Here is a 5,257-nt window from a genome sequence, read left to right as displayed (position 1 = left end):
CGCGCCGCCGCGTGGGGGCACGACGAGGTGCGTCCCGTCTCCGGCACCGCGCGCGAGTTCTTCGCCGAGGGCCACCCCGTGGGCCTGTCGGTCATCGAGGCCCTCGACACGCTGTACGTGATGGAGCTGGACGACGACCTCCGCGAGTCCGCCGACTGGCTGGAGCGGAACCTCGACTTCGACATCGACGCCGACTTCCACGTCTTCGAGTCGATCATCCGCGTCGTCGGCGGGCTGCTCGCCGGCCACCTCGTCACCGGCCGGCGGTCGCTGCTCGACCTGTGCGTCGACGTCACCGACCGGCTGCTGCCCGCGTTCACCAAGTCGCCCACCGGCATGCCGTACACCCGCGCCAACCTGCGCACGGTGGCGGCTGCTCAACGGGGCCGTGACCGAGCACCTGGTGGAGGAGTGGGACGGCCACGTCTGGTACCGCCAGGCCGACTTCGCCACCGGCGAGACCACCGGCCGCCGCCAGTCCGAGCTGGCGTCGTTCTGGGGCGGGCTGGTCGCCAAGGGCGGCGACCGCCGGCTCGGCGAGGCGTACCACCGCTCGTGGGAGTCCGTCCTGCGGCGCTGGCCCGTGCTGCCCGAGGAGATCGACTACGGCACCATGACCGTGACCTCGCCCGGCAACCAGTTCCGGCCCGAGTACGTCAACGGCGCCTTCGACCTGTACTGGCTGACCGGCGACGACTTCTACCGCCGCACCGCCGTGGCGGTACTTCGAGGGCATGCGGACCCACGCCCGCGTCCCCGGCGGGTACACGATCCTGGAGGACGTGACGACCTCCCCGATGCGCCGGGGCGACCTCTTCCCCGCATACGCCTTCGCGGAGAACTTCACGTACCTGTACCTGATGTTCGCGCGCACCCGCCGCTTCGACGGCCGGGACTACGTGCTACCGACCGAGGGCAAGATCCTGCGCGGCCTTCCCCGCCGCAGGTGAGCGCACGGGCCGGGCCCGCCGCGCCCGCCGTCCGTCAGCCGGGGCCGTCGAGGAAGTGGAAGCCGGGGTGCGGGTGCATGAGGAAGCCGTGGTGCGAGATGTTCCAGGCGTACGCGCCCGCCAGCGAGAACACCACCAGGTCCCCGGCCCGCAGCCCCGCCGCCCGGACACCCCGCGCCAGCACGTCCTTCGGCGTGCACAGCTGCCCGGCGACCGTGACCTCCGACCCGCGCGCCGCCGGCCGCGGCCAGGGGTGCGGCCAGGGGCGCGGCGCGGGGTGGACGGTGCAGGGCTGGTCGTGGCCCTTGGTGGCCGGGGTGCGCAGATGGTGGGTGCCGCCGCGGACGACGGCGAACTCCTCGCCGTGGCTGCGCTTGACGTCCAGCACCTCGGTGGCGTACCAGCCGCAGTACGCGGTCAGCGCCCGGCCGGGCTCGACGCGCAGCGTCAGCCCGGGGTACCCGGCGGCCAGCCGGCCCAGCCCCGCGCCGTACGTGTGCCAGTCGAACCGGGCCTCCGGGGCGGCGTAGTCGACGGCCATGCCGCCGCCGACGTTCACCTCCAGGCCGCGGGTGCCGAGCCCCGCGCGGTCCGCGAGCCGCAGCGCCCCGGCCACCACCGAGCGCGCCACACCCAGCAGCCGCGGCGCCTCCAGCCCGCTGGCGAGGTGCGCGTGGAAGCCGCGCAGCCGCAGCCGCGGGTACGCGCCGCCGGCGAGCAGCCCCGCGCCCTCCGCCGCGTCCGCGGGGTCGAGGCCGAAGGGGGCGGGGCGGCCGCCCATGGCCAGGGAGCTGCCCGTCAGCGAGCCGTCGGCGACGGGCAGGTTGACGCGCAGCAGAACGTCCGTGCGGGAGTCGCCGCCGCCCGGGCCGGGGGCCGCCGTGCGCTCTCCGAGCATGCGCAGCTCGTGCAGGCTCTCGACGTGCACCCGGTGCACGCCCGCCGCGCGGGCCGCGGCCAGCTCCGCGGGCGTCTTGCCGGGGGCGCCGAAGGCGAGCCGGCGCCCGGGCACGGCGGCGGCGACGTGGGCGAGTTCGCCGCCGGAGGAGACCTCGTAGCCGTCGACGTACGGCGCGAGGGCGGCCAGGAGCGGCGGTTCGGGGTTGGCCTTGGCGGCGTAGTACAGCTCGACGGGCGCCGGCAGCGCGGCCCGGACCGCCGCCGCGTGGGTGCGCAGGGCCGCCAGGTCGTAGACGTACGCGGGCAGCTGGTCGGGCGCGAAGGAGCCGAGGAGGTCCAGCACGGCGGGCGTCGGCGCGGTCAACGGGCGCTCCGGCGGGTCGAGTCGGGCCCGGTGGCAGCGTCGGGGGCGGTGCCGGGGGCGGCGAGCGGGTTCGGCAGGTGGACGTAGCCCGCCTGGCGGTCCGCGCGGCGGCCCCAGCGGGTCAGCAGGTTGGCCTTGGCGGGCAGCGGCGCCCCGCGGAGCAGGGCGTGCAGCCGGGGCGGGTCGCCGAGGTCGCGGGCGCAGCCGAGCAGCACGCCGCGCACCCGCGCCCACAGCGCCGCCTCGGCCTGCGGGTGCAGGTCGGCGAGCGCGGCGAGCAGGTCGGCGACGTGGTTGACCAGCAGGCAGTACACCACCCGGTGCCAGCCGCGCGTCGCGTCGTACGTCATCGGCCCCGCCACCTGCGGCGGCAGCGCGGCGAGGGCGTCGGCGTGCCGCTCGGGCAGCAGCTTGGCGCCCTCCAGGTCGCGGAAGACCACCTGCGCGGGCATGCCGTCGGCGTCGACGCACAGCAGCACGTTCTGCAGGTGCGGCTCCAGCACCACGCCGTGGTCGAAGTAGGCGGCGAGGACGGGCGGGACGAGCAGCTCCAGATACGCCGACCACCAGTCGAGCGCCGACTCCGGCCGTGCCGCGGCGGGCAGTCGGGAGACGTGCGCCGGGCCCGTCGGGTACTCGTCCGCGACCGCGCCGGCGAGCAGCGGGGTCGCGCCGGGGTGCAGCACGCCGGACAGCCCCTCGCGGACGATCACCCCGAAGCCTTCGAGCAGCGCCGGGTCCGGTGCGCCGGCCGGGCCGGGGAGCGCCAGGCTGCGGTACGCCGGCTCGCGCAGCAGGGCGGCGGCGGGGTGGCGGGCGGCGAGGGCGGTGAGCACGGGGCGCAGCAGCCGGGTCAGCGCGACCGCGCCGGCCAGCTCGTAGCGGGAGTTCTTGCGCACGCAGTTGGTGATGCGCACGTTGAGGCTGAACTTCAGGAACCCGGCCCCCGTGTGCAGCGTGCGCACGGAGGCGGTCGGGGTGCACGGCGGGCCGCCGGTGCCGAGGTCGAGCACGTCGCCGCGGTCGAGGGCGGCGCGCAGCGCCGGGTGGCCGGCGAGGAGTTCGTACTGCCAGGGGTGGACGGGCAGCAGCCGGTAGCCGTCGGGGACCGGGCGGAGCCGGTCCAGCGGGGCGGCGGCGCCGGGTCCGGCGGTCTCCTCGGCGGTCAGGTGGGCGCGTACGGCGAGATGGCGCAGCGGGAAGGCGGCCCGGGCCTCGGGGGCGTAGGCGGACCAGGCGGCCGCGCCGCCGTCGCGGGCCTTGGGCGTGGGGTGGAAGCGGTGGCCGAGGGGCAGGGACTGCTCGGAGTCGAGGTACGCGGCCAGCGGCCCGGCGCCGTCCGCGGGCGCCGCCCGCTTCCGCGCGGCGGCCAGTGCGGCCCGCGTACCCCGGTGGCTGGAGACGACCTGCGCCAGGAACTCGTCGTTGCGCACGCCGGTACGCGCCGCCAGCTCGTCCTGCACGTGTTCGGCCAGCCGCCGCCACCCCACGTGCACCCAGGCGCCGTCGCGCCGCTCGGCGACCGGCCCGCGGAAGCGGTGCGCGCCCAGCAGCGAGGTACGGCGCAGCGCCACGCGCAGCAGCACGCCGCGGCGGGACAGCCGCAGCAGCAGCCGGCCGTCATCGACGGTGGCCGCGCCCTCGGGTCCGCAGACCTCGCGGAGCAGGCAGTTGAGCAGGGTGTGCGCCACGGCGTCGTCGGCGGTGGGCGGCCGGGAGGGTGCGGCGGAGGAGGGTGCGGGCGCGGTCGCGGGTGAGGCGGTGAGGGGCATCAACGGTTCCAGCCGGGGCGGGGTGGGGGCACGGTCGGGGTCGGGGAGGTCGTGGGCGGGTCGGTCGGGTACGGCGCGGTCGGGTACGGGGCGGCGTCGGGCGGCGGCGCGGGTGCGGGCAGGTCGCGGAGATAGTTCGGGCCGGTGGTGTAGTGCTTGTTGACGTCGGCCGCCCCCGAGCGCTCCTTGGACATGAGCGTCCCGGCGGTGACCATGGCCTTCACCGGCAGCCGGCGGGCGTGCAGGACGTGCGCGCGCAGCACGGCGCCGGGCTCGCCGGGGGCGGTGCCGAGCCGTTCGACGGCTTCGGCGAGGCGGTCGCGTACGAGGCCGAGCAGCGCTGCGAGCGGGGCGCGGCCGTGCCGGGCGAGGCCGAACGCGTAGGCGCCGGCGCACAGGTGGACGGTGATCGTGGCGAAGACGTCGGCCACGGGCCCGTCGCCGTCGCACAGGGTCCGCGGGTCGGCGAAGTCGCCGGGGCCCGGCGCGTCGGGGCCGAGGGCCGCGCGCAGCCGGGCGTGGTGGATGCGGGGGCCGTCGTCGTCCTTGAACAGCAGCCGGATGCGGGGGCGGCCGTCCGCGGTGCGGTCGGGCGGGTCGAGGACGAGCGAGACGTTCTGCTGGTGGGACTCCAGCGCGATGCCGTAGCCGAAGAGCGTGGTCTGGAAGCCGAAGAGGAGGGTGAACAGGCCGTCGAGGAGGGCGAGGGGGTCGCCGCCGTGGCAGCGGCCGGCGAGGTGGTCCACGACGAGCCGGCCGTCGGGGGCGGGGGCCAGGAGGGCGGCCAGGGGGACGACGAGGGCGTCGTCGAGCCCGGCGGGCTGGCGGCGGCACAGCACCGCGAGCAGTTCGTGGCCGGCGTGCGCGTACGCGGTCTCGTCGGCGTGCAGCACGCTGTCGCGGAAGCGCGGCTCGCGCCGGACGACGGCCGCCAGCAGCCGCTGGACGGTCGCGCCGTCGGCGAGGGTGGCGGGCTTGACGGTGCGCCGGTTGCGCAGCCCGAGGGTGGCGGTGGCCAGCGGCAGCTTCAGATGCAGCCGCGGGTCTGCGGCCGCGGCGACGGTACGCATCGACAGCGTCGGCACCACGTCGAGGTACGGCACGGGGGCGAGCGCCGCCCGGCCGGCGAGCCCGGCGTCCCGCAGCGCGGCGTCCAGGGGGCCGCCGAGGGTCAGCGGGTGGACGGGCAGGGCGAGATGGGTGCGGCCGAGCGCGGCCAGCAGGCCGAGGCCGGAGGGCGCGGGCCAGGCGGCGGGCGGGACCGGCGCGGC

5 protein-coding genes are annotated in these 5,257 nt (G+C 77.3%); 2 read left to right on the top strand and 3 right to left on the bottom strand.

The features are described from left to right. Window positions 1–27: 27 nt before the first annotated feature. Window positions 28–786, top strand: a complete 759-nt coding sequence (locus tag ABD317_RS33200) for a glycoside hydrolase family 47 protein (RefSeq protein ID WP_344294969.1) — start codon at window positions 28–30, stop codon at window positions 784–786. Beyond that, the gene (locus tag ABD317_RS33195) at window positions 735–950 is read left to right on the top strand and encodes a glycoside hydrolase family 47 protein (RefSeq protein WP_344294967.1); all 216 of its coding nucleotides are present in this window, start codon (window positions 735–737) and stop codon (window positions 948–950) included. Before ABD317_RS33200 ends, ABD317_RS33195 begins: the two co-directional genes overlap by 52 nt. Window positions 951–984: 34 nt before the next feature. Here ABD317_RS33195 and ABD317_RS33190 read toward each other — a convergent pair whose 3' ends face one another. From ABD317_RS33190 to ABD317_RS33180, 3 genes are all read right to left on the bottom strand, one after another. Further along, complete coding sequence (locus ABD317_RS33190; protein WP_344294965.1) at window positions 985–2,214, bottom strand: type III PLP-dependent enzyme domain-containing protein; 1,230 nt, start codon at window positions 2,212–2,214, stop codon at window positions 985–987. After that, window positions 2,211–3,986 (bottom strand): IucA/IucC family protein, encoded by a 1,776-nt coding sequence (locus ABD317_RS33185; RefSeq protein WP_344294963.1) that lies wholly within the window; start codon window positions 3,984–3,986, stop codon window positions 2,211–2,213. The genes ABD317_RS33190 and ABD317_RS33185 overlap by 4 nt, the downstream gene beginning before the upstream one ends. Beyond that, window positions 3,986–5,257: IucA/IucC family protein (locus ABD317_RS33180; protein WP_344294961.1), on the bottom strand; the 1,272-nt coding region annotated here is incomplete at its 5' end. The genes ABD317_RS33185 and ABD317_RS33180, both read right to left, overlap by 1 nt.

Origin of the sequence: Streptomyces synnematoformans, from assembly GCF_039531005.1 — a bacterium.
GTDB classification, from domain to species: domain Bacteria; phylum Actinomycetota; class Actinomycetes; order Streptomycetales; family Streptomycetaceae; genus Streptomyces; species Streptomyces synnematoformans.
The sequence above is the reverse complement of the archived record's forward strand: the minus strand, read 5'-3'. Positions and strand labels throughout refer to the sequence as shown.

Bases quoted from the DNA above. Each gene is read 5' to 3' on its own strand.
- ABD317_RS33195 (WP_344294967.1), top strand. From the start codon at position 735: ATGCGGACCCACGCCCGCGTCCCCGGCGGGTACACGATCCTGGAGGAC.
- ABD317_RS33185 (WP_344294963.1), bottom strand. From the start codon at position 3,986: ATGCCCCTCACCGCCTCACCCGCGACCGCGCCCGCACCCTCCTCCGCC.